General features: G+C 62.5%; 22 protein-coding genes. 15 read left to right on the top strand and 7 right to left on the bottom strand.

Annotation, left to right across the window (positions count from 1 at the left end; all coding sequences use genetic code 11):
* The first annotated feature begins 1 nt into the window (after position 1).
* Positions 2–895: a bifunctional methylenetetrahydrofolate dehydrogenase/methenyltetrahydrofolate cyclohydrolase gene (locus AV929_RS09675; RefSeq protein WP_064288112.1), complete on the top strand. Its 894-nt coding sequence runs from the start codon at positions 2–4 to the stop codon at positions 893–895.
* Positions 896–1,378 carry an NUDIX hydrolase gene (locus AV929_RS09670; protein ID WP_064288111.1) on the top strand — a complete coding sequence of 161 codons (483 nt, stop codon included), beginning with the start codon at positions 896–898 and terminating at the stop codon, positions 1,376–1,378.
* A gap of 4 nt (positions 1,379–1,382) precedes the next feature.
* Here the strand turns inward: AV929_RS09670 and AV929_RS09665 are convergent, their stop codons facing one another.
* A complete protein-coding gene (locus tag AV929_RS09665; RefSeq protein WP_064288109.1) occupies positions 1,383–2,102 on the bottom strand; it encodes a hypothetical protein in 720 nt (239 codons plus the stop codon).
* Positions 2,103–2,161: 59 nt separating this feature from the next.
* Here AV929_RS09665 and AV929_RS22315 point away from each other — a divergent pair, with 59 nt between their 5' ends.
* Positions 2,162–2,308, top strand: a complete 147-nt coding sequence (locus tag AV929_RS22315; RefSeq protein WP_004961170.1) for a hypothetical protein — start codon at positions 2,162–2,164, stop codon at positions 2,306–2,308.
* 314 nt (positions 2,309–2,622) lie between these two features.
* Here AV929_RS22315 and AV929_RS21395 read toward each other — a convergent pair whose 3' ends face one another.
* Positions 2,623–2,826 carry an amphi-Trp domain-containing protein gene (locus tag AV929_RS21395; RefSeq protein WP_080510071.1) on the bottom strand — a complete coding sequence of 68 codons (204 nt, stop codon included), beginning with the start codon at positions 2,824–2,826 and terminating at the stop codon, positions 2,623–2,625.
* 209 nt (positions 2,827–3,035) lie between these two features.
* Between AV929_RS21395 and AV929_RS09660 the strand changes: the two genes are divergently transcribed.
* Positions 3,036–3,311 carry a PadR family transcriptional regulator gene (locus AV929_RS09660; protein WP_004518082.1) on the top strand — a complete coding sequence of 92 codons (276 nt, stop codon included), beginning with the start codon at positions 3,036–3,038 and terminating at the stop codon, positions 3,309–3,311.
* 119 nt (positions 3,312–3,430) lie between these two features.
* Here AV929_RS09660 and AV929_RS09655 read toward each other — a convergent pair whose 3' ends face one another.
* A complete protein-coding gene (locus AV929_RS09655) occupies positions 3,431–5,485 on the bottom strand; it encodes a histidine kinase N-terminal 7TM domain-containing protein (RefSeq protein ID WP_064288107.1) in 2,055 nt (684 codons plus the stop codon).
* A 570-nt stretch (positions 5,486–6,055) separates the two neighbouring features.
* Positions 6,056–6,382: a hypothetical protein gene (locus AV929_RS09650; protein WP_050007613.1), complete on the bottom strand. Its 327-nt coding sequence runs from the start codon at positions 6,380–6,382 to the stop codon at positions 6,056–6,058.
* A 158-nt stretch (positions 6,383–6,540) separates the two neighbouring features.
* Here AV929_RS09650 and AV929_RS09645 point away from each other — a divergent pair, with 158 nt between their 5' ends.
* From AV929_RS09645 to AV929_RS09635, 3 genes are all read left to right on the top strand, one after another.
* Entirely contained in the window at positions 6,541–8,406 is a 1,866-nt protein-coding gene (locus AV929_RS09645; RefSeq protein ID WP_064288105.1) for an ATP-binding protein, read from the top strand.
* A gap of 126 nt (positions 8,407–8,532) precedes the next feature.
* Complete coding sequence (locus AV929_RS09640) at positions 8,533–9,468, top strand: A/G-specific adenine glycosylase (protein WP_064288204.1); 936 nt, start codon at positions 8,533–8,535, stop codon at positions 9,466–9,468.
* A 47-nt stretch (positions 9,469–9,515) separates the two neighbouring features.
* On the top strand, positions 9,516–10,523 hold the full coding sequence (locus AV929_RS09635) for a sodium:calcium antiporter (RefSeq protein ID WP_050007614.1): 1,008 nt from the start codon (positions 9,516–9,518) through the stop codon (positions 10,521–10,523).
* Between the two features lie 73 nt (positions 10,524–10,596).
* Here AV929_RS09635 and AV929_RS09630 read toward each other — a convergent pair whose 3' ends face one another.
* Positions 10,597–11,136, bottom strand: coding sequence for a GNAT family N-acetyltransferase (locus AV929_RS09630; RefSeq protein WP_064288103.1), 540 nt, complete (start codon positions 11,134–11,136; stop codon positions 10,597–10,599).
* 248 nt (positions 11,137–11,384) lie between these two features.
* Here AV929_RS09630 and glmS point away from each other — a divergent pair, with 248 nt between their 5' ends.
* From glmS to AV929_RS09600, 7 genes are all read left to right on the top strand, one after another.
* Positions 11,385–11,831, top strand: a complete 447-nt coding sequence (glmS, locus tag AV929_RS09625) for a methylaspartate mutase subunit S (RefSeq protein ID WP_014040435.1) — start codon at positions 11,385–11,387, stop codon at positions 11,829–11,831.
* Between the two features lie 134 nt (positions 11,832–11,965).
* Positions 11,966–12,127, top strand: coding sequence for a hypothetical protein (locus AV929_RS22310; RefSeq protein ID WP_162470422.1), 162 nt, complete (start codon positions 11,966–11,968; stop codon positions 12,125–12,127).
* 109 nt (positions 12,128–12,236) lie between these two features.
* A complete protein-coding gene (locus AV929_RS09620) occupies positions 12,237–12,815 on the top strand; it encodes an NADPH-dependent FMN reductase (RefSeq protein WP_050038111.1) in 579 nt (192 codons plus the stop codon).
* A 149-nt stretch (positions 12,816–12,964) separates the two neighbouring features.
* A complete protein-coding gene (locus AV929_RS09615) occupies positions 12,965–13,612 on the top strand; it encodes a YIP1 family protein (protein ID WP_050038110.1) in 648 nt (215 codons plus the stop codon).
* Positions 13,613–13,638: 26 nt separating this feature from the next.
* Entirely contained in the window at positions 13,639–13,902 is a 264-nt protein-coding gene (locus AV929_RS09610; protein WP_004592637.1) for a hypothetical protein, read from the top strand.
* A gap of 64 nt (positions 13,903–13,966) precedes the next feature.
* Positions 13,967–16,165, top strand: a complete 2,199-nt coding sequence (locus tag AV929_RS09605) for a DHH family phosphoesterase (RefSeq protein ID WP_064288101.1) — start codon at positions 13,967–13,969, stop codon at positions 16,163–16,165.
* A 40-nt stretch (positions 16,166–16,205) separates the two neighbouring features.
* Entirely contained in the window at positions 16,206–16,694 is a 489-nt protein-coding gene (locus AV929_RS09600; protein WP_064288100.1) for a cupin domain-containing protein, read from the top strand.
* A 4-nt stretch (positions 16,695–16,698) separates the two neighbouring features.
* On the opposite strand, the gene AV929_RS09595 is transcribed toward AV929_RS09600, so the two are convergent.
* Together AV929_RS09595 and AV929_RS22795 are read right to left on the bottom strand one after the other, a co-directional pair.
* Positions 16,699–18,591 (bottom strand): methyl-accepting chemotaxis protein, encoded by a 1,893-nt coding sequence (locus AV929_RS09595; protein WP_064288098.1) that lies wholly within the window; start codon positions 18,589–18,591, stop codon positions 16,699–16,701.
* 148 nt (positions 18,592–18,739) lie between these two features.
* Positions 18,740–18,874: a hypothetical protein gene (locus tag AV929_RS22795; RefSeq protein WP_014040429.1), complete on the bottom strand. Its 135-nt coding sequence runs from the start codon at positions 18,872–18,874 to the stop codon at positions 18,740–18,742.
* A gap of 107 nt (positions 18,875–18,981) precedes the next feature.
* On the opposite strand from AV929_RS22795, the gene AV929_RS09590 reads away from it, so the two are divergent.
* Complete coding sequence (locus AV929_RS09590; protein WP_014040428.1) at positions 18,982–20,637, top strand: tRNA uridine(34) 5-carboxymethylaminomethyl modification radical SAM/GNAT enzyme Elp3; 1,656 nt, start codon at positions 18,982–18,984, stop codon at positions 20,635–20,637.
* Positions 20,638–20,670: the final 33 nt, after the last annotated feature.

Raw genomic sequence — 20,670 nt, 5'->3', positions numbered from 1 at the left:
AATGACAGAGATTATCGACGGCAACGCCGTCGCACAGTCGATTCGGGACGATCTGGTCGCGTCCATCGACCACCTCGCCGACGCGGGCGAGCGCCCGTCGCTGGCGACGGTCCTGATGTCCGAGGACCCGGCCAGCGAGACCTACGTCTCGATGAAACAGAACGACTGCGAGGAGGTCGGTATCGAGGCAATCGACATCGACATCGACCCCGACGCGGACGCTGCCGAACTGTACGACACTATCGAGGACCTCAACGCCGACGACGACGTCAACGGCATCCTGGTCCAGATGCCGGTCCCCGACCACGTCGAGGACAGGTCGGTCCTGCGAGCCATCGACCCGATGAAAGACGTCGACGGCTTCCATCCGGAGAACGTCGGCCGACTCGTCGCCGGTGACGCCCGCTACAAGCCCTGCACGCCCCACGGCATCCAGAAGCTCATCGAGAGCGCCGGCGTGGATACCGAGGGCAAGGACGCCGTCGTCGTCGGCCGGTCGGACATCGTCGGCAAGCCGATGGCGAACCTGCTCATCCAGAAGGCACCGGGCGGCAACGCGACGACAACGGTGTGTCACTCCCGCACCGAGAACCTCGCCGAGCGGACCCGCAACGCCGACATTCTTGTCGCTGCGGCCGGCGTCCCGGAGATGATCGACGGCGAAATGATTGGGGAGGGCGCGACGGTCATCGACGTGGGCATCAACCGCGTCGACGCTGATACCGAGAAGGGGTACGAACTGGTCGGCGACGTGGAATACGAGAGCGCGAAGGAGGTCGCGGGCGCGATCACGCCGGTTCCCGGCGGCGTCGGCCCGATGACCCGCGCAATGCTCCTGTACAACACGGTGAAAGCGACGGGCCTGCAACACGACATCGACGTCGACCTGCCCTGAATGCCGTCGCTTGCGGCCTTCGAGAACCGTGACGTGCTCACCCGTCGGGTGACTCGCGAGACCGACACAGCGGGTGTAGAAGGGGTCCGCGCCCGTGCTGACCGGGGGCTCCACTGGGCGGTCGGCGCGCTCGTCACCGACCCGGCGGACCGCCTGCTGTTCGTCTACGAGGACGACATCTGGAAGCTCCCGGGCGGCGGCGTCGAAACCGGCGAGACGCGTCAGGAAGCAGTGTGCCGCGAGGTACGCGAGGAGACGGGCGTCGAGAGTACCGTCGACGAACTGGGTGCCGTCACCGAGGTCACGGTGACCGATGGCGGCCGAGAGGCGATGTTCTTTTTCGGGACCTATCGCGCGACGGCTGACTCCACGGACCTCGCGTCGGACCCCGGACTCGACGGCGAGTCGATAGAGACCGTAGCGTGGCGGGATGCGGTTCCGGAAAACTGTCTGGACGAAACCCTCGTACGGCGGCTCCAGTGACCGCTTAGACCGTGTCGTTCTCGATTCCGGCAAGCCAGTTCTCGGCTCTGACGAAGGCGCTCTCGTCGCCGGTAATGTACGACCCCAGGTTCCGCGCCGCGTGAACGAGACGGTTGGCGTCCGCGGGGTCGACATCGCCGTCCAGCGCCTCGATCCGCTTTCGATGGTCGCGAATCCGTCCGGAGAGCTGTCGTGCAGTCGGCTCCGAATTGGCGTCCAGATACGTCCGTACGTCGCGCTGATAGCTATCGACGGCGGCCGCCATCGCCAGGCCGTACGGCACTCGAAGCTCCGACGGGACCGACTCGACAGCCGGACGGTCGCCGTCGTCAGCACTGCCGAGAAGTTCGTAGAAGTACCGCTCCGCCGGGTCGCCGCTGCGCAACTCCCGGGAGAGGTGTGCACCGACGTGCTGGAGTTCGACCGCGGCGACGAACGTCGGGTTGAGCGAGCGAAGCTCGCCCGCGTCGATGAACCCCCGCTTGCGTGTGTACTCCCGACAGCGCTCGGCGGCCGCGTCAGCGAGCTCCCGGGTCGGGTCCGCGTCGATCCGGCTCCGGACCGGCGTCAGGTCGAGGGTGGCCGGTGAGTCGGTGTGTTCGGTGTGCTCGTCGATGCCGACGCTGTGGATGCTGCCACAGTCCGGACAGGCGATGCTCCCCGTCTCGTAGTACCGCCATCGCGTGCCACAGTCCTGGCACTCGCGCTCCCCGCGGACTTTCATACGTGATGCTGAGAGGCCAGCCCTCAAGATTGTTCCGTGAGGGCTGTCTACGCCAACGTATGCGCTCGGAAGACGAGATCCGCGAGCAGTACGAGTTCCTTGCTGAACAGCTAGACGACGAGGAGATGGATCACGAGCGGGTCCGTATGATGTTCACCCACTACAAGCGGGCACTTGGATGGGTGCTCGAGGAGGAACATATCTAGGTTAGTTACAGCTTACATTCGCTTCTAATTCGATAACTAACATCTGCTGGACGGGGCCGGTACTTTTAAGTTATTCTGCCCCATTCGACCAAGTGACGCTTCGCTTGGAGGGCCGAAGCGTCAGCGGGGACCAATTCAGGGCGGCAAGCGGTCGCGTTTTTCGCGACCGCTTTCCACTTACTTCGCTGCTAACGACCAGATACGAGCGATTGCTGTACATCCGAAAAGGAACCGCTGGACGATACGACGTACTCGATAGACCACTTTGTGTCTGTCGCGTTCTCGGGCCACTCCGGTTCGACTCCGATACTGAGTTACCGTCGCCCCTCCGGACTCGCGCGCTCGGCGTTCACCTCGAACTCCGCCTGTGGTGGCGGCGCGACATGGCCCCGACCCCTCCCTGCGCTGAGCGTGATCTCAGATCTATCTCCCGGAGAGTCGACCACCGTTCTGAGATATGCTGCGACGGCGCTGTGGTCGAGTCCTTGCTCGCTTTCGAGCAGGACTGTTTCTACCAACCTCTCAGTGCCCTCCAGTGACAAATAATACTGTCGCCATCAGTTTCCGAAGAATGATGATATACTGACTGTATTTACCATTTGAACAAAACGATGACTGAGGGCCTAAATACAGAAAATTCGACACTCTGGACTACCGAAACAACATCAAGTTCTCTGGGCCGATATATTTAACAGTATAGATACTAAATCATTACATAGGAAAACCGATGCACGACTTGACAGGATTCCAGCGTGACCTTCTCTACGTGATCGCTGGCAGGGAAGAGCCCCACGGCTTAGCTATCAAGGAGGAGCTCGAAGCGTACTACGAGAAGGAGATCCATCACGGTCGTCTGTACCCGAACCTCGACACTCTGGTCGACAAGGGACTGGTCGAGAAGGGCCAGCGCGACCGCCGGACCAACTTCTATACGCTTACGCGCCGCGGGCGTCGTGAGATCGACGCCCGCCGCGAATGGGAAGACCAGTACGTCGACCTGTAAGAGTGTCGCACCGCCCCTTGTGCTGAGGCCGTCGTTTCGCCGGTAGCGGTGGGTCCGTCTTCAGTGACGGGAGCGGGTAACGCTACGATGACGGCATTCGTCGCTGGAGTCGTTCAGCGTCATGTGGTGTCGGGTTGGTTCACCATAGGTGACTCGTGGCACTCGATCACGAACCTTGCTCCGCCGCTCTCGCCCTCAGTGGCTGATATGTCCCACCCGTGGGCCTGCACGATGTCTTTAACGATAGCGAGGCCGAATCCTGTCCCCTCCGCGTTTGTGGTATATCCCTGTTCGAACACTGCGTCACGTTCTTCGCAGGGGATACCTGCCCCAGTGTCTTCAACGTAGAACCCGACCGCGTCGGGTAAGGACCCGGCTTTGACGGTCAGGTCAGCCGACTCGTTGTGCTCGACGCTGTTTCGGAACAGGTTTTCGAACATATTCCGGAGCCGATTACGGTCGCCATCGATCTGGAGCGTCGTTTCGACGACGAGGGTCGCCCCGCCAGTCTCGACGCTCTGCCAGGCATCGTATGCGATCAGTTCGAGGTCTACCTCGTCGGTCTCAGTCACCGTTTCTCCTGAGCGAGCCAACGTGAGCGAGTCGTCGATGATCGACTCCATGCGCTCGAGTTGCTCCTGAATCGTCCCGATCGACGCGTCGTGGCTAGCGACATCGCTCTCAAGTAGGCTAAGTCGTCCACTCGCGACGTTCAGTGGGTTCCGGAGGTCGTGCGCAACGATGCTCGCAAACTGGTCGAGCCGTTCGTTCTGCCGTTCCAGTTTCCGCTTTCGCTGTAGTTGCTCGGTCACGTCTCGGGAATTGAGGACGATCCCCTCGACGAACGGGTCGGCGAGCAGATTTGTTGCGTGCGCTTCGATGAAACGCCAGTTACCCGCTGCGTCGCGGAACCGCACGACGTACGTGCCGGAGTAGCCGTAATCGTCGACGTATCTGGCCAGGTCCTCAACAACGCGCTGTCTGTCGTCGGGATGGATGTATTCGACGGCGTTCTCACCGACCAACTCGGGAGGTTCGTATCCGAGTATCTTCTTAACTGGCTGGCTGACGTACGTGAACTCCCCGTCTTCGTCCAGAACCGTCACCATGTCCGAAGACCGTTCGATGAGGCGCTGGAAGCGCTCTTCCGCGATACGGCGCTCAGTCACGTCACGGTAGATGAGCAGCTGTCCGATCACTGAGCCGGTTTGGTCGGTGAGCGTTGAACGGTTGATATCAAAGTAGTGTGGTCCGCCGTCAGCTTCGATGACGACATCGGCGTCGGCACTGGCGTCGCCGTCTGGTAGCGAGTCGTAGGACGGCATGACTTCCGACGCAGACCGGCCAATCGCCGTCCCTTCATCATCGAGGAGGTCTGTGCCAGTCTCGTTTACATCGACAAGCCGCCCGTCTTTATCAACGACGAAGACGGGATCAGACATCTCTTCAACGAGCGTGTGTCTCGCGACGGGCATCAGGTCGAGGAGGTCAAAGCGAAAGAGCGCGATAGCGAAGACAACCCCCGTAAACGTGAACGCGAACGCTGTCGGGTCAGCGGACCCCATCGGATCACTGCCGAAGACGAACACTAAACTCGCAATCAGCGGAATAATGCCGCCAAGCAACATCAACGTCGCCTGTGTTCGATACCGACCGCTTCGCTTGAGTCCGAAGAGCCCGACGATGACGTACGTCGTCCCTATCAGAATGTACTGGTACAGGAGATTGAACCAGAAGACGGGGCCGTTCACGCGCTCCGGACTCGCGAGCGGCGGTCCCTGCACGAACCCGTCGAGGGTCCACAGCAGGTTGTGTGACTGTGCAGTCACGACAAGCCCGAAAACGACGACTGGGGGAGCGAGCAGTAGCGCCCAGCGTCGGCGGGTCAGGAGTGATTCCCGGCCGCTGTATGTCAGCCCGAACCAGAACTGTGTTGGCCCGAGCCCGACCGCCCCGATGTATTTGATAACGAGACCGGTCCGGTACGTCGGCATTGTCGTGCTTGCCGACAGAACGCCGTTGCCGAGCGAATAAAGTGCGACAGAGATCATTATCGCGGCGAGCGGCACTGCCCCGCGTACACTCCGCCGACGAACGGCAATACCGGCAATTCCCAGGTTTATGCCGAACGCGATGAGGAGAACCCACGTCGGTATGCCTGGCGATAATCCCACACGTCAGCGTTGATTTAGGGTCGTTTTATAATTCCCCTCCAACTATCAAACTTGAATAAGTCTGTTCGACACCTCACATATTGTGTTAGAATCGGCCGTTTGTGCTGTATTTAACGGAAGATAAAAGACAGTAGCTCGGAACATCTGTTTCATTTATTGATATTTTGGCAAAGACTATCGGAAACAGATGGTAGTCTGTCTTGGCTATGGGCGGTGGTGAGTGGGGTACGCGATTCGACCCCGATCATTGTTGGGACGCACTGCCTATTTCGTGTCAGCGGGGCTCTCAACCCAGGGGCGGTTCCCGGCAGAGACGCTGTCCTGACGGATAGCTGGGTGAGGCAGTTGCCGTGTCGCGGATATCTTCGCCGTACAAGTAGCGAGGAAAGACTCTATAGCACCACTAACTGTTAACTAATTTCATGTATATGGGAGCTATGTCGGCCCTCTTGCAGCGATCCCTGGAGCCGATTCAGACGACCGTGTTTCGTATTCTGCTTGCGGGGCGCTCGGGATGTTTCGTTCGGTCGTCCTCGGTACGGTAACGGTGCCGGCGCTTGGGCTCTTCGTTTAAAACTGGTAGCGCCGGTCGTCCTTGTCCTGTTGCTGAGGGAAGTCGTTCCCGGTCATCTGGTCGAAGGTCATCCCCGAGAGGTACTCGTCGTACGTACAGTCGTAGCTCGACCGGAGGTGGAAATCCAGCGTCCCGCGGTCGACGGTCGACTGAAACAGCATATGGACCGCGCGCCTGACGAGTTCGTCCGGGTCGTCCGGGTCGAGTGCGACTGACAGCATCGCGAGTTCGTTGCGCGTCTCGCGGTCGATGGACAGTTCGAACTCGTCGTCGAAGTCGCCGTACGCCGCTTCGATATCATCCTGTAGATCGTCGAGGCTCATACGAACGGGGACGGTGAGCGCGAGGAAACCCCTTACGACTCGTCTGGGACCGCTCCCTCGAAACACGGATGTCTACGATTATAACATATGATAAATTATATCATGGACTGAACATAACGGTTGGTAGCGGTCAACTACCGAAGGATTCAGATTAGATAATGACAGGTGGTGGGGACGAGACAGCAGCGTCCAGCCAGCCCGACGGGCTGCTAGAGCGGCTTCACGCAGTCCTCCCGGACGTGTACACGCGTAACTACGTGGCGAAGTTCGCTGTCGCGCTGGCGGTAATCGTCGTCGTACTCGCAGCCGTCGGCTTCGGCAGCTACCTGCAGATACAGGACCGGGTCGTCAGCGACGCGGTGACGGACCTCGAAACGTCGGCCACGCATCGCGCCGACAGTATCGGGCAGTGGCGGACGACCACCGAGACGGAGGCCATCGCTATCGCAGCCGCAGGGGTGTACGTCACTGGGACGCCCGCAGATATCAGACAGTACCTTACGACAGCAGCCACGGCAGAGTCGTCACAGATTCGTTCGCTTCACTACGTCTCCACCGTCGACAACTCTCAGATAGTCGTCGCGAGCACCGGAACGAACACAGAAGGCCGGCCACCGCGGGCGGTCGAACCCGCGTGGGAGTCCCCTGTGATGGCGACGATGAACGGCTCCACCGACACTGGCACAGTGATCCACTCGACAGCATACGCGGACGGTGACAACCACTCGATGGCGTTCGTGACTCCCGTCTCCGATGGCGATGGAGCACTAGTGCTGGTTGCCCGGGTCCCGGTCGAGCAGTTTCAGGACGGGCGCGACGGGTTCGAGACGCAACTGCTCACTGGGGACGGAGACCCGCTTATCGGGGGCCAGGGTGGTTCCGTGCCCATCAGTCAGGACGGTCTCCGGGCCGCAACAGCGGGCCGAACGACGACTATCGAAACGGGGTCCCATGTCGCGACGTACACGCCCGTCAACGGTACATCGTGGGTGGTCACGACGAGTGCGACGCAAGAGACACTGTACGGAACGAGTCGGCTCGTCCGCTGGGGCTTCCTCGCTGTCATCGGGACGGCAGTCGCCTCGCTGGGCATCGCGGGATATCTTTTCGGACGGCATACGGTTCGGCCCCTGAGACAGCTCCGTAACCGGACGCAGGCCATGGAACAGGGTGACCTCGGCGTTGACATCTCGACAGCCCGGCAGGACGAGATCGGGCGGCTGTACGACGCCTTCGGAAATATGCGGGACACGCTCCGGCGTCAGATCCGCCAGGCCCAGGCAGCTCGTGAGGAGGCCGAGCGGTCGAGCCACGAACTCGAACGCCAGAACGAGCGGCTGGACGAGTTCGCGTCGACGCTGAGCCACGACCTTCGAAACCCGCTCACGGTCGCCCGGGGGCACGTCGAACTGCTTGCGACGCGGCTGTCGGACCCGGAGACGGACTCGGACGACCTCCAGACCCACATCGAGAAACTCGAAGACGCACACGACCGTATCGAGTCCATAATCGACGACGTGTTGACGCTGACGAGAAAGGGCGCAAGCGTCGAGGAGACCGCTCCGGTTCCGCTGGAGGCCGTCGTCACTGACGCGTGGGACAACATCGACAACAAAAACGCCAGCATCGAGGTCGCGGGCAGTCGAACCATCGACGCCGACCGGACGCGGCTCTTGCGAGCCCTCGAAAACCTGTTTCGCAACGCCATCGACCACGTCGGCCCGGAGGTGACCGTCACGGTCGGGCTGACGGACCACGGGTTCTACGTTGCCGACGACGGTCCGGGGATTCCGAGCGAAGCGGTCGACAACATCTTCGAGTACGGCCACACGACGAGCGAGGACGGAACCGGGCTCGGCCTCTCTATCGTCAAGACCATCGCGGAGGCCCACGGCTGGCGGCTGTATATCGATACGACCTACCCCGACGGCGCGATGTTCGTGTTCGCGGACGTGTTCAGCGAGGACGAGCCGGACTGGTACGGGACCGAGTTCGAGTGGGGACGGTCCGAAGTCGACGACTGATACTGTTGGCTGCAACTACTGCAAGATATCCGCCATCTCAGGGCGGCGATTCTTTCCAGACGTACAGCCGACGGGATGGGCGACAACGACCGCCACGCACAAATCGGGACAGGGCTAAACGGAGGTATGACTGACCAGTCGACAGCGACGGACCGCCCGGGAGGCGTGCCCGCGGACCCGTCGGCTGTCCAGGACGCGCTCGTGGAGTGGTACGAGGCGGACCACCGCTCGTACCCGTGGCGGGAGACGACTGACCCCTACGAGATTCTCGTTTCCGAAGTGATGAGCCAGCAGACCCAACTGGACCGGGTCGTCGACGCTTGGGAAGACTTTCTGGACCGCTGGCCGACTGCGGCGGCCCTGGCTGAGGCCGACCGTTCGGATGTCGTGGGCTTCTGGACCAGTCACTCGCTGGGCTACAACAATCGTGCGAAGTACCTCCACGAGGCGGCCGGCCAAGTGGTCGACGACTACGACGGCGAGTGGCCCCGCGACCCGGACGGCCTCAGCGACCTGATGGGTGTCGGTCCCTACACCGCCAACGCCGTCGCCTCCTTCGCGTTCAACAACGGGAACGCCGTCGTCGATACGAACGTCAAGCGTGTCCTGTACCGCGCCTTCGACGTGCCGGACGACGATTCAGAGTTTGAAGCGGCTGCAAGCAAACTCATGCCCGGGGGCCAGTCGCGAGTCTGGAACAACGCCATCATGGAACTGGGCGGGGTTGCCTGCGAAAAGACGCCGGATTGTGACGGCGCGCAGTGCCCGTGGCGTGAGTGGTGTTCGGCCTACGAAACGGGCGATTTCACCGCGCCGGACGTCCCGACCCAGCCCGAGTTCGAGGGGAGCCGTCGACAGATGCGCGGCCGCGTCATCTCGGCGCTCAAGGAGTACGACGAGCTACAACTGGACCAGTTGGGGCCGCGTGTGCGCGTGGACTACGCGCCCGAGGGGGAGTACGGCCGCGAATGGCTCCGAGGGCTTCTGGAGGATTTGGCCGACGACGGGCTAGTCGATGTCGAGAACAGCGACGGCGAGGCGGTCGCGCGCCTCCAGCGCTGACCGCCAGTGGCATACACCCTTGAACCCGTGCGGTCAATACGTCCACAATGGCTGGCTTGCTGGGTTCGGTCGCTCTCATCGTCGTCGCAACCGCTGTCATCTGGAAAGGGAGCGCGTACTTCGAGCGGGCCGCAGAACGGCTGAGCAAGTACTACGGGTTACCGGTGGCGGTTCACGGCGCAATCGTCGTCGCCGTCGGGTCGAGCTTTCCCGAGATAAGTTCGGTCGTTATCAGCACCGTCGTCCACGACGAGTTCTCGCTGGGCGTCGGTGCAATCGTCGGGAGCGCGATATTCAATCTGCTCGTGATTCCGGCCCTCGCGGCGCTGTCGAGCGAAGAACTCCGGTCGACGCGTGACATCGTCCACAAAGACGCCCAGTTCTACGTCATCAGCGTCCTCATCCTGTTCATCGTGTTCGCGCTCGGGGCGACGTACGTTCCGGGCGGGACCAATCGGGCGGCTATCCTGACCCCGACGCTCGTCGCCGTTCCGCTCATGGCCTACGGTATCTACGTCTTCTTGCACCAGCAGGACGCCAGCGAGCACGTCGCAGACGAAACCCACAGCGTCCGTCCGGGACGGGAGTGGGGAATGCTGGGGGTCGGACTCGTCGTCATCACGGTCGGCGTCGAGGGGATGGTTCAGGGCGCGCTCTCTCTCGGTGTCATCTTCGAGACGCCGACGTTTCTCTGGGGGCTGACAGTTATCGCCGCCGGCACGAGCCTTCCCGATGCCTTCGTCAGCGTTCGCGCGGCGAAAGACGACGACAGCGTCACGAGCCTGACGAACGTCCTGGGAAGCAATACGTTCAATCTGCTAGTGGCGATTCCAGTCGGTGTTCTTCTCGCGGGCCGGGCGACCATCGATTTCCTCGTGGCGATCCCGACGATGGGCTTTCTCGGGGCTGCAACGCTGGTGTTCATCGTGTTTATCCGGACCGATCTCGAGCTCACCGACCGCGAAGCGTACACCCTGCTTGGGCTGTACGTGGTGTTCGTCTGCTGGATGGCCCTCGAATCGGTCGGGCTTATTGAGACGGTTAGCGGTATCTGAGGCGGGTCCACAGTGCCGTCACTGGTGAGCCAGCATCCGCCCTCGATGCTCTCGGGAAACTGCCCTGTTGGGCTTACTCATCGCCTTCTCCGGGCGATAGTTCGCGGAAATACACGGCCTCGTCGTAGGGATCGCCGCCGATAGTGAGTGTCCGAGTCTTGGTCCGCTCGAAGCCGAGGTTCTCGAAGAACTCCCGGCTCCGGTCGTTCGAGGCCAGGTCGAGCGCCCGGAACTGCTCAACGCCGTGTTCCAGAAAGATGTCTTCGAGCCGGTCGTACAGCGCCGTCCCGACACCCTCCCCGTGGTAGTCCGGGTGGACGTACAGCCGCAGCATCGTCCCCATCGTATGCATGGTGATGCCCTGGGTGAAGCCGATGATTTCGCCGTCCTGTTCGGCAACCAGTAACGTCGCCTCGATGTCGTCGAGGTCGTTGGCGGGGACGCCGCCGGCCCACCCGTGGAGCGCGCTGCCCAGCGGGTCGGCGTACCAGTCGGATATCGTCTCGTCGATGACGTCGGAGTCCAGCGAGTCGTAGGCGTCGTGCCACGCCGCCCGTGCGACCCGGCGGATGCCGTCGGCGTCGGCGTCGAAGGCTCGGCGGATGGTCGTCATGCGTGTCCCGACGACGGACAGACAGATTGTTCCGAGCGGGTGCCACAGTGGGTGGACTGACGCGATAGGCGGCGCAGTACCCGGGGATCTGCCAGATGCTGAATCGTGTCGCGTACCATAGATGCTGTGTCTATCGGTTCGTTTGGGCTATCATGGCTAATATCCTCTCCCCGGTGTGTGAACCATTCCCATAATCTATCATGGTTTATCATTAGGTTTATGTAGTTGACACCCATTGGTGGTCTTGTATGAGGACAGTCATCCTCGGTGTCATCGGCTCCGACGCGCACGTCGTTGGGATAACCATTCTGGAACGAGCGTTCGAAGCGGCAGGGTTCAACGTAGTCAACCTCGGTGTCCAGTCGTCCCAGTCGGAGTTCATCGACGCCGCGGATGAACACGACGCCGAAGCGATACTCGTTTCGTCGCTGTACGGCCACGCCGAGCAGGATTGTCAGGGGTTCCAGCAGCAGATCAACGAGGCGGGTCTGGACGTGACGACCTACATCGGCGGCAACCTCGCTGTCGGGCAGGACTCCTTCGAGGAGACGCGCGAGACGTTCAAAGCGCTCGGTTTCGACCGGGTCTTCGATTCGGAGACCGACCCTGAGGAGGCTATCGAGGCGTTGAAAGCCGACCTCGGCCACCGCTCCCGTGAGGAAGCGTCGTCCGAGAAGGTTCAGCTCGGCTCCTGAGCCACGGACTCCTTTTGCAGCCGTTAGCGTAGCGAACATGCGTAATCCGCCAGCCACTCATCGACTGCTGTCGTCGACCACGCACAGCCCGGGGTGCTTTACGACCAGGGTCCCTATGGAGTATAATGTCACACATGACAGCTGAGCTGAGTGACGGCACCGAAATCAAGAACATTCACGACGTGGTCGAGGGGTCGAACGGTGTCCATCTGAAGAAGGAGGTCGGCAGTGGCGGGCTCGAACGTGTCGCGTACATCCCGTATCCGAACCTCCTCTACGTCTACCACGACAACTGAGCGTCGGCCAGAGCGACCTTCATGGCCTGACAAACCGACAGCCGGAAAGGGACTAGCGCTGCGCCTCGTCTCCCCCATCGATATACCGGCCCCACTCCATAGACCCGACATGTCCGAACCACACATCGTCGGTGTCGTCGGCAGTCTCAGAGAGGAGAGCTACACCAGGGTCGGTATCGAGCGCGCGCTCGTCGCCGCCGAGGAGTTGGGGGCGACCACGGAACTGCTGGATCTTCAGGAATTCGACCTACCGGTGTTCGATGCCGACCATCGCGAGGTCGGCGACGCTGTCGAGTTCGCCGATAGAGTTCACGCGGCTGATTCAATTCTGCTGGGGACGCCGGTGTATCACGGGTCCTATTCCGGCGTGCTGAAGAACGCACTCGACTACTGTGGCTTCGACGAGTTCGAACACAAAACCGTGGGATTGCTAGCGGTCGCCGGCGGGGGCTTTCCCATCACCGCGCTCGAACACCTCCGCTCGGTCTGCCGGGCGCTGAACTGCTGGGTCATCCCGCATCAGGCCGCGGTTCCGAACGCACACAATCACATCGCTGACGGTCAGATAGTCGACGCCGATATCGAGGAACGCGTGACGTCGCTCGGTGAGGAAGCAGTCAAGTACGCGAACATCGAGCCGGACTCGGCGTGTTTCGAGAGTACGGAGAACGTCGGAGCGGACGATTAGCCGTGAGGACCGCTGTGCGTGTCCGAGCCGTGAGCGTCCGGTCCGCAGGAGCAGATGATTAACCGCGAGGACCGCTGTGCGTGTCCGAGCCGAAGGGGGCTGACGGATAGAAGGAAACGGTCAAACCGGCTCGCGCCCAAGTTTCAGGCGTGACTCAGTGGGTCGAGAATCCGACCGGTGGCCGGGACCGCGGGCCAGCCGCGCTGGTGCGTGCGTGGGTGGAAATACTCCGCCGTCCGCGTCGGTTCTTCCGGACCGGCGTCGCGCCGGGTGACCAGGCTCCGGGGCTGGTGTTTGCGGCGACAGTAGTCCTCTTCGAGGAGGTGAGCCGTTACGCCGTCGTCAAGCTGGCCCAGCGGGGACTGCTGTCTACGGGGCCGTTCGACTACCCCGCTATCGGTGGCTTCTCGCCCGGCGTCGCGGTACTGGCGCTGTTTGCTATTCTCGTGTTCGTCACGCCGGCGACGGTGCATCTGACGGCGGCGCTACAGACGCTGCTGTTGCTTCCCCTCGGACTGCTCCCCGTCGCGTCGGACCGCGGCGGCGTGAGCGAAACCGTCCAGGTGATGTGCTACGCGATGGCCCCCTGTCTGCTGGCGGGGCTGCCCAGCGCAGAAGTCCGGGTGCTCGTCACCGCCTGGGGCGCGGGCCTGTACCTGCTCGGCACTGCCGTCGTCCACAATATCCGGCTCCCCGTGGCCGCAATCGTCGGAGCCGTCCCCGCCGCAATTATTTTCGGCTACGGCTTCCGGGGCTTTCAGGCCGTCTCGGTGCTGGCCGCTGACTACGGGTTTTAGGGTCCGCCGGCGTGCGTTTCCACACGATGCTCAGTATCGACATCGACCAGTTCATGCTGGAACTCAAAGATGGAGCGTTCAAGAGCGTCGGCCCGTCGAACAAGGAAGCGACGATCAAGATGTACGATGTGGAGGGTGTCGACGTTCGCGAGTACGGCGACAAGCGCGTGAAAATTGCCTTCGAAGACGAACAGGGAAGCGAAATCGAGGTCGCTCTGTTCCCTGAACAGGCGAAAGCGGTCGCTTCAGGGCTCGAACTACTGGAAGAAGAGAGCGAGATGTTCGAATAGCGGACCTGTTTCGTTCGTCCGGAATTCGACAACCGTTTTAGGCCCGACATGCTTGCACCGTGTAATGGGTTCGTGTATCATCTGCGGCAAATCTGTCGAAGGACGCATCTGTGACCTCCACGAGGAGGACGCCCTGTTCGAGTTCCGTGGCTCGCGTGCCGACCAGCTATCGGTCGACCGCTACTACCGCGGCAGTGTTGACGGCTTCGCCGAGTTCGGCGTGTTCGTCGACATCGGCGACAGCGTAACGGGGCTGCTCCACCGGAGCGAACTGGACCAGCGGCTCGATTCCCTCGACTGGGACTCGGGCGACACCGTCTACGTCCAGGTCAAGAACGTACGGGACAACGGCAACGTCGACCTCGGCTGGTCGATCCGCCAGTCCGAACGCGAGTTCCGCGGCGTCCTCGTCGACGACCCGGAAATCGGTCACTCCGTCCTGCTTGAGAACGAAGACGACGAAGACGAGACACAGTCCGACGATTCGGACGAGGAGGCGTCTCGACCCTCAACTGACGAGTCAGCGGGACAAAGCGACGACGAATCGGACGCGGACGAAGGCACCGAATCCGACGACAGCAGCGCCACGAACGCCGGCGCAGTCAGCCGGGCCAGCGACGCCGACCGCGTCGAGGGCACTGCGGCCGTCGGCGGCAACGACAGCGGGTCGAACACCGCCGTCATGACCAAGTCCGACGAGGAAGCCGACGCAGAGAGCGACGAAAGCGAGGAGCAGACGGACGAGGCGACCACGGCCGAACCGGTCGCCGCGGCTATCGGCGACCTCGACGACCATGTCGGCGCGGACGTTCGACTGGAAGGCGAAGTCGTCGGCATCCGACAGACCTCCGGGCCGACGGTGTTCGAACTGCAGGACGAGACCGGCACTGTCGACTGCGCGGCCTTCGTCGAGGCAGGCGTCCGCGCCTACCCCGAGGTCGAGGAAGACGACTACGTCCGACTCTCGGGCGAAGTCCGCGAGCGTCGCGGTGAACTGCAGGTCGAGACCGAGGAGCTCGATGTCCTCGAAGCCGAGGAGCGCGAGGAAGTCGAACAGCGACTCGCCGACGCCCTCGACGACGAGGCCCGACCTGACACGGCCGAACCGCTCGCCGATGATACGGCGGTTGCGGCCCTCTCCGATGATCTGGTCGAAGCGGCGACCCAGATCCGGAAGGCAGTGCTGACGGACCGTCCGGTCATCGTCCGCCACGCCAACACCGCGGACGGCTATCTCGCCGGCAGCGCGCTCGAACGCGCCGCACTCCCGCTGGTCACCGAGCAGCACCGCCGCGCCGACGCGAAGTACCACTACTTCGACCGGCGACCAATCGAGGGCGGCGTCTACGACATGGACGACGCAACGAAGGACACGACGACGATGCTGGACAACCGGGAGCGTCACGAGGAGAAGCTCCCGCTGTTCGTCTTCGTCGCCGCCGGCGGCACGCGCGAGAGCCTCGACGGCTTCGACCTGCTGAACGTCTACGGCGCCCCGAGCGTCGTCATCGACGACATCGACGTCGACGGCGCGGTCGTCGATACGGTCGACGCCGTCGTCTCCCCCTCGGCTGACACCGTTTCGGAGACCACCTCGACGGCGCTCGCGGCCAACGTCGCCGCACACGTCAACGAGGACGTCCGCGACGACCTGCAGCACCTCCCGGCCGTGAGCTTCTGGGAGGACATCCCCGAACCGTACCTTGACGCAGCCAGTGAGGCCGGCTACGACGAGACCGCCGTATCGGAACTCCGCGAAGCCGTCGCGCTCGAAGCCCACTACCAGTCCTACGAGGACAAGCGCGAACTCATCACCGACCTCGTGTTCGGTGACGACGAGGAGGACGTGGGCGGCCTGGCCGGCCACATCGCCGAGCAGTTCCGCGAGAAGGTCGACGAAGAGGTGTCGACCGCCCGGGCCAACCTCGACCACCGGACCGTCGGCGACGTCGACATCGCCGTCCTCGATACGGACGCCTTTACCCACCAGTACGAGTTCCCGCCGGAGTCGCTCCTGCTCGATGAACTCCATCGGGACGTTCGCGACGAGAGCGACGCCGTGCTCGGCATCTCGACGGACACGATGTACGTCCGTGCCAACGGCGACCTGGACCTACACGAGCTAGTCAGCGAAGTCAGCGAGCGGGTTCCTGAAGGCGGTGTCGCGACCCGGAGCGTCCGCGAGGGGACTATCCGCTATCTGGCCGGCGAGCGACCGGCCGTCCTCGACGCCACGCTCGACGTGCTGGCCGACGAACTGTAGCGCAGGAGATTTTTCTACTTGCCGGCAGTCTGAACTGGGCATGAGCGACAGCCCCGTCAACGAAGCCGACCTCGACTGGACCGACCACGACCACGGCGACCGGACGTTCAAGCACAAGCAGATCGGTGACGCCGCCGGAGGCGAAAAACTCGGTACGAGCCTCTACGCCGTCCCGCCGGGCAAGCGGCTCTGGGTGCGCCACTACCACGAGGGCAACGAGGAAGCGATATTCGTCCAGGCCGGGACCGGCACGCTCTGGCTCGGCCCCGACGCTGAGGAACACGCACTCAAGCCGGGCGATTTCGTCGCGCTTCCGGCCGGCGAGGAGAGTGCGCACGAAATCGAAGCCGGCGAGTCTGAACTCCGACTGTTGATGGTTTCGACGATGGAGGAACCGGATATCACCGTCTACCCCGACCGGGAGATGGTCGGGCTGTACGCCGGGTCACCGCCGGGCGGCGAGAAGGCGGACCGGACGTTGTCGACGTATCTCGACAGGAACGCGGAAAAAGAGTACTGGGAGGAGTGAGCCGCTATCGGCTGTCGACTTCGAACTCCGACAGCATCGTCTGGAGCCGTTCGGACTGCTCGGCGAGTGATTCGATGCTGGCACTGACCTGCGACATGGACGCGGCCTGTTCCTGCGCGGTCGCGGAGGCGGTCTCGGTCTCCGCGGCGGTCGCCTCGCTGATGTCCACGGCCTCCTCGACCATCGACACCGCTTCCTCGGTCGTGGCGGCCTGGTCGTCGGTCGTGTCGCTGATCTCCTGAATCCCGTCGTCGGTCGCCTCGGCGTTCTCGGCCACCTGCGTGAACGTGTCGACGACTTCTTCGACGGCTTCTGTACTCTCCTGCATATCCTGCTTTGCCCCCCGTGCCTCTGTGACCGTGGTTTCGGTCTGGGCCTGGGTCTCCGCGATGAGCTGTTCGATTTCGGTCGCAGAGGCCTGCGTCTCCTCCGCCAGCTGTTTGACCTCGTCTGCGACGACAGCGAACCCATCGCCGCCCGACCCGTTTCCGGCCCGTGCGGCCTCGATGTTGGCATTCAGGGCCAGCATGTTCGTCTGCTCGGCGATGTCGCCGATGAGATCGACGATCTCACCGATCTCTGCCATCTTCTCGTCCAGCCGCTCCACGTTTTCGACGGTCGAATCGATGGCCGTCTGGACCTCTCGGGAGCCCGCTATCGCTTCCTGTGCGGTCTCCTCGCCGGCGTCCGCGATCTTGGCTGTCTCGCGGGACCGTTCCGCGACGGTTTCGGCCGAAGCGGCGACCTCCTCGACGGTGGCTGACAGGTCGGTCATCTCGCTTGAGACGGTTTCGAGCATCTCACGCTGGTCGACCGCCCCGCTGGCGATGCCCTGAATCGATTCGCTCATGTCTTCGCTGGCACCTGTTGCCTCGTTGGCACCGGCCGTGGCCTGGTCGCTCGTCGACGCGACCTCTTGCGAGAACGTCTGTATTTCGGCCATCGCCGACTCCGTCTCCGTCATCATCTTGTTGAACGACTCGGCGATCTGTGCCATCGCGTCACTCTCGCTGTCGGGGTCAATCCGGACCGTGAGGTCTCCGTCGGCCGCCCGGGACATCGCCGCGCTGTAAGCGTCGGCCGTGGCTTCGAGGTGCTCGTTGAACTCTTCGACCTCTTGCTGTCGGGCCTCGGCCTCGGCTTTCGCCTCTTCGGCCTCGGCGATGGTCCGCTCCATCTCGGCTTTCTTCTCCTCCAGGTTTTCGACCTCTTGGGTCTTCTCTCTGGCCTGTTCGAGTTGTTGTTCCGCCGCTTCACGGGATCGCTCGGTCGACGACCAGTGCGCCATCAGCGCCGCGGCCAGCATCAGAACGAAGCCCGCGTGGATGAACGCCCACACCCACGGGTTGTTGATCGCCGCCGAGTGGTTGTACACCCGACTCGGGTCGATCATGCCGAAAATCCCGTGCTGGACGGAGACGTACCCGATGCCGAGGAAGAACGGCAGCCAGTCTTCGTAGACGGCAACCACAGCCATCACGACGAAAAAGTGGAAGTGAGCCTCGATGTACCCGCCGGAGAAGTGGACCAGGAACCCGGACGTCGTGACGAGTCCCATCGTCGCCAGCGCGGTTCGCGTTCGCCGACCGAACCAGGGCAACCTCGCTAACACGGCGAGGCCGACGACGACCCCGACCTCTGCGAGAACGTGGAGCGTGTCTATCTCGGGAAGCGTCGCGCCCGTGACGAGCGACTCAGTTCCCGAATACAGCCCGAGTGCCAGCAGGAACGGCACATGCGCAAGCAGCAGAATGAGGATATTACGGTGTCGGCCGCGCCATGTCTCGTCGGGGATTGTATCGCCACTCGGAATGTATGCAATGAACTCTTGGAACCGTTCCGTCGGCGTCAATTCCCGGGAGCGAGTTTGTGCAGACCCACTGGTCGTGTCTGGCATATATACACAGTCGAGGAGAGCAATGACTAAAAGACTCCCCTGGAAGTATCATTCGAAATAACGGGGTAGAGCGCCTGAGACGAGGCTTCAACGACTCTGGAGTTGTTTTCAGACGGCTCATTCGCTGCCGACTGCGACCCGGGTCCCGCTACGTATCAGTCGCCGAGACGGACCTGGCTGCCTTCTTCGCACCGTAGTACGCCCACTCCGCGCTGTAACAGAACACACAGCCGCGGAAGGTCGGTCGGTCGGGGCTCCTGGTGTCGTCCGTTTCGCTTCTCATACCTCTCTTTGGTGTGACAGCACAATGAACCCCACGGCCACCCCCGTCGCTGACGATACCCGAGCGACACGCTTATTCGGCCGAGACGCCGATTTCGCACAACGCCGATGAGCACGGAGACGCCGGACCCAGACGAGACAGAGACCTTCCAGCAGGTGTGTGCGGAGCTGGTCGACCGGATTCTCGCAGGCGAGGTCGAGCGCGACGACGTCGAATCGGCCAAGATAGATGTCTGTCGAGAGTATTCCGCGCCGAAAGTGCCGAAAAACTCCGAACTGCTCGATTACGCGCCACAGGAGCACCGCGAGGTGCTGGAGGAGGTCCTCCAGCGCAAGCCCGTTCGGACTGCCTCGGGTGTCTCCCCTATCGCTATCATGACCTCACCCGAGCGGTGTCCTCACGGGAAGTGCCTGTACTGTCCGGGCGGCCCGGATTCGGAGTTCTCCTCCGCGCAGTCCTACACCGGCCACGAGCCCGCGGCCGCACGCGGCGAACAGAACGACTACGACCCCTACGGCCAGGTGACCCTCCGACTCAACCAACTGCGGGAGATCGGCCATCCTGTCGACAAGGCCGAACTCATCGTGATGGGCGGGACGATGACGGCCCGGAGCCACGACTACCAGGAGTGGTTCGTCAAGCGGGCCCTGGAGGCGATGAACGACTTCGACGTGGATTCGGAGCCGACGCCCGCGGAGGACGTGAGCTTCGCCGAGGACGACTACGAGTTCCGGTATCTGGAAGATGTCATCGCGGAAAACGAGACCGCTGACGTCCGCAACGTCGCCACCACGTTCGAGACGAAGCCGGACTGGTGTGATCCGGAACAGATCGACCGGATGCTCGACCTCGGCGGGACGAAAGTCGAGGTCGGCGTCCAGACGACCTTCGAGCGGATCAACCGCGAGATGCACCGCGGCCACGGCGTGCAGGCCTCCATCGACGCGAACCGCCGCCTGCGCGATTCCGGGTTCAAGGTGGGCTTTCACATGATGCCAGGCCAGCCCGGGATGTCCAAGGAGATGTGTCTGGAGGACTTCCGGCGCATCTTCGACCAGACGGACTGGCGGCCCGACTACCTCAAGATATACCCGACGCTGATTGTCGAGGGAACCGTCACATACGACTGGTGGCGCAACGACGAGTTCGACCCGCTTTCCAACGACGAGGCCGCCGAACTGGTCGCCGAAATCAAGGACATGATTCCCCGCTACACCCGCCTCCAGCGCGTCCAGCGGGACATCCCGGCGGACTTCATCGAGGGCGGCGTCTGGAAGTCGAACCTCCGCCAGCTCGCCTGGCAGCGGATGGAAGAGCACGACTGGACGTGTGACTGTATCCGCTGTCGGGAGGCCGGACACAGCGACGATGCCGCCGAGAACATCGAACTCGACGTGATGACCTACGAGGCCTGTGGCGGCACGGAGCATTTCATCTCCTTCGAAGACTTCGACAACGACGTGCTCGTCGGGTTCTGTCGGCTCAGATTCCCCAACGATCCGGTACGCCGGGAGCTACAGGACGCCGCAATCGTCCGCGAACTCCACGTCTACGGCAACGCCGTCGGCGTCGGTCAAGAGGGTGACGACGAGGACCACCAGCACAAAGGCTACGGCAAGAAACTGCTGGAAAAAGCGGAAACACTGGCACGGGACGCCGGCTACCCGAAATTGGCCGTTATTTCCGGTATCGGCGTCCGGCAGTACTACCGGGAGAAGCTGGGGTACAAGCAGGACGGCCCATACGTGAGCAAGCGTCTCTGATAGCCTCACAGCCTCAGTCTAATTCTTACCGGC

The organism is Haloarcula sp. K1 (assembly GCF_001647155.1).
GTDB classification, from domain to species: Archaea; Halobacteriota; Halobacteria; order Halobacteriales; family Haloarculaceae; genus Haloarcula; species Haloarcula hispanica.
This window is presented reverse-complemented; position numbering and strand designations above follow the sequence as displayed.

What these genes read in the sequence shown, in the direction of transcription:
- AV929_RS09675 (WP_064288112.1), top strand. Translation starts at nt 2, where the DNA reads ATGACAGAGATTATCGACGGCAACGCCGTCGCACAGTCGATTCGGGAC.
- AV929_RS09610 (WP_004592637.1), top strand. Translation starts at nt 13,639, where the DNA reads ATGCTCAGTATCGACATCGACCAGTTCATGCTGGAACTCAAAGATGGA.
- AV929_RS09590 (WP_014040428.1), top strand. Translation starts at nt 18,982, where the DNA reads ATGAGCACGGAGACGCCGGACCCAGACGAGACAGAGACCTTCCAGCAG.
- AV929_RS09640 (WP_064288204.1), top strand. Translation starts at nt 8,533, where the DNA reads ATGACTGACCAGTCGACAGCGACGGACCGCCCGGGAGGCGTGCCCGCG.
- AV929_RS09600 (WP_064288100.1), top strand. Translation starts at nt 16,206, where the DNA reads ATGAGCGACAGCCCCGTCAACGAAGCCGACCTCGACTGGACCGACCAC.
- AV929_RS09660 (WP_004518082.1), top strand. Translation starts at nt 3,036, where the DNA reads ATGCACGACTTGACAGGATTCCAGCGTGACCTTCTCTACGTGATCGCT.
- AV929_RS09605 (WP_064288101.1), top strand. Translation starts at nt 13,967, where the DNA reads ATGGGTTCGTGTATCATCTGCGGCAAATCTGTCGAAGGACGCATCTGT.
- AV929_RS22315 (WP_004961170.1), top strand. Translation starts at nt 2,162, where the DNA reads ATGCGCTCGGAAGACGAGATCCGCGAGCAGTACGAGTTCCTTGCTGAA.
- AV929_RS22310 (WP_162470422.1), top strand. Translation starts at nt 11,966, where the DNA reads ATGACAGCTGAGCTGAGTGACGGCACCGAAATCAAGAACATTCACGAC.
- AV929_RS22795 (WP_014040429.1), bottom strand. Translation starts at nt 18,874, where the DNA reads ATGAGAAGCGAAACGGACGACACCAGGAGCCCCGACCGACCGACCTTC.
- glmS (WP_014040435.1), top strand. Translation starts at nt 11,385, where the DNA reads ATGAGGACAGTCATCCTCGGTGTCATCGGCTCCGACGCGCACGTCGTT.
- AV929_RS09650 (WP_050007613.1), bottom strand. Translation starts at nt 6,382, where the DNA reads ATGAGCCTCGACGATCTACAGGATGATATCGAAGCGGCGTACGGCGAC.
- AV929_RS09665 (WP_064288109.1), bottom strand. Translation starts at nt 2,102, where the DNA reads ATGAAAGTCCGCGGGGAGCGCGAGTGCCAGGACTGTGGCACGCGATGG.
- AV929_RS09595 (WP_064288098.1), bottom strand. Translation starts at nt 18,591, where the DNA reads ATGCCAGACACGACCAGTGGGTCTGCACAAACTCGCTCCCGGGAATTG.
- AV929_RS09620 (WP_050038111.1), top strand. Translation starts at nt 12,237, where the DNA reads ATGTCCGAACCACACATCGTCGGTGTCGTCGGCAGTCTCAGAGAGGAG.
- AV929_RS09645 (WP_064288105.1), top strand. Translation starts at nt 6,541, where the DNA reads ATGACAGGTGGTGGGGACGAGACAGCAGCGTCCAGCCAGCCCGACGGG.
- AV929_RS09630 (WP_064288103.1), bottom strand. Translation starts at nt 11,136, where the DNA reads ATGACGACCATCCGCCGAGCCTTCGACGCCGACGCCGACGGCATCCGC.
- AV929_RS09635 (WP_050007614.1), top strand. Translation starts at nt 9,516, where the DNA reads ATGGCTGGCTTGCTGGGTTCGGTCGCTCTCATCGTCGTCGCAACCGCT.
- AV929_RS09670 (WP_064288111.1), top strand. Translation starts at nt 896, where the DNA reads ATGCCGTCGCTTGCGGCCTTCGAGAACCGTGACGTGCTCACCCGTCGG.